This window comes from Peribacillus sp. P4_C12 (assembly GCF_056402095.1).
This window is the reverse complement of sequence record NZ_JBFUIB010000564.1, coordinates 1-2252: the sequence shown is the minus strand read 5'-3', so window position 1 is coordinate 2252 and position 2252 is coordinate 1. Positions and strand designations below refer to the sequence as shown.

Annotated in this window: 1 protein-coding gene; it reads left to right on the top strand. The window is 44.2% G+C overall.

The features are described 5' to 3' along the window. Window positions 1-2184 (top strand): M14 family metallopeptidase (locus AC1DUW_RS26510; protein ID WP_477643892.1); only part of this gene is annotated, 2184 nt, incomplete at its 5' end. Between the last annotated feature and the right edge of the window lie 68 nt (window positions 2185-2252).

Genomic DNA, 2252 nt, shown 5'->3' with positions numbered 1-2252 from the left:
ACCCACAGAATCGAAGCACACGACGGAGTCTATGAAGTGGATGCCGTTGTCACACCAACAGAAATTGCCATGTTAAAGACCTTTGGCATCAATGTAAAAGAGACCCTGATCACCGAAAATCAATGGAGCACACGCGTGGCAGAGCGGCAATCTACTGTCCAGCTGCAAGCCAGTCTGGCAGCTTCCGAGGATACACTTAAAGTCCTTAGGGCAAACCATTTTACCAATCAATCAGGCACCTTCCTATATCTCGAAGTGAAATCAAGCGCCGGTGCGACTGCTAGCACAGCACTTAAAGCAACTTGGACCGAGAACGGTGAAGAAAAATCTGCTACACTTTCTAGATTGGTAGATTACGGTGAATATTTATATCACTATTTGCTTCTACCAGTTAGCGCTATTCCTTCATCTGTTAAAATTGAAAGTAATCTTGGAGGAACAGCTACGAGCACCATTACTGAATGGTTAGGGAAAGAGCCGAAACATCCAAAAACAGATTATGTTACGGATTTTGTTGACCACTATATGGCACCAAATGRATTATATGAACGTGCCGAAAAACTTGCAAAAGAATTCCCGAACTTGGTAGAAATCATTGATATGCCAAATAAAACAAATGGTTACAGACGTCTTGCCCAAGCAACTATCGGCGGCACGACTAATCTCGCAGTTGTTGTTTCCTCAAAAGCATGGGGGCATGAAGGCGGGAATGTTGTATCGGTAGAATTCAAGAATCCGGGAACCAATAATGCACCACTAAAAGTGACTGTGGATGGTACCAAGATTTTAGTAGATTTAGCTACTGATTCGTCAGGAAAGGCAACAAGTACTGCCGCACAAGTGGTTAAAGCACTGAATGAGAATGCTAGCCAACTTGTCACTGCGACTACATACCGCGGTAATACTGGTGCTGGTGTTGTCGCACCAACTACAAATGCTGCGATATTAACTGACGGCTTGAAAGCAGGGGCAGACGTTTCCCGTGATCCTTTTACAGTAAAAGCGATCCGAATCGGCAAGCATCGTGACGGTTCTAAACCAGGTGTTCTTGGATATGCTCAGGAGCATGCCCGTGAATGGGTGACCCCACTCGTAACAATCGAAACGGCGGAAAGACTACTGCGAAACTATAGTCAAGATAGTGAGACAAGAAAGCTTGTCGATAATCTTGATATATTCCTTGTACCTTCAGTAAACCCTGATGGTGCCAATTACAGCTTCAATGATTACAATATGCAGCGTAAGAATATGACCAATCACTGTGGTCCCACTGCCTCTGACCCTGGGTACCGTAATAATTGGGGAGTTGACCTTAACCGCAACCATTCTGTTGGTTCCGTTTTTGATGGCTATATTGGCGGAGGTACAAGTTGTACGGGAGAAACTTACGCTGGACCAGCTGAAAACTCTGAGCCTGAAGGAAGAAACCTTGTCTGGCTTGCTGACAAAAACCCAAATATTAAGTTTGCAATGAATATTCATAGTTATGGCGGCTACTTCATGTGGTCCCCTGGTGCTTACGATTCAAAACGTACAACACTGCCACGCCCATCAGCTGGTGAAGAAGCGTTTTACTGGGCAGCTTCTGATAACATCTTAAATGATATTCAAGACCACCGCGGAACGGCCATTCTACCTAGCCGTACAGGTCCAATTCCTGACGTACTATACTCTGCTGCAGGTAACTCTGCGGACTACCTATGGTATGAAAAGGGGATTTATGCCTGGAACTTCGAAGTAGGGGCAGATTTATGGAATAAGGATACAAAAAGATGGCAGGCAGTTGGTTTCCAGCCAGCCTTTGTAGAAGGTCATGAAGAAGCAATGGAATTTGCCAATGGGTTGATTGGCTTAATTAAAGTAGCCTACAACAGTGCAAAAGACCATCAGCCGCCTTCCTCAAAAGCTACACCTGGAAACGGTAAATACACAGGTCCGGTTGATGTTAAGATTGAAACAAGTGAGCCAGCCACCATTTATTATACGCTTGACGGCAGCCGCCCTACCTTCCAATCAGCTAAAATTAAATTAAGCGGCACCCGTGAATTTGCAGAAACATTAAAAATTGAAAAGACAACAACCATCAATTATTTCACTGTGGACGCCGCAGGAAACATTGAGAAAAACTAYAATCCACTTGGTAATGGGAAAAACTATAATTCTGTAACGCTTACAATAAAATAACGGTTTGCAAGGGGGTGGCCTTACGGGGTCAACTCCTTTTTCATTGGTACCTTTGAACTGATAGACTT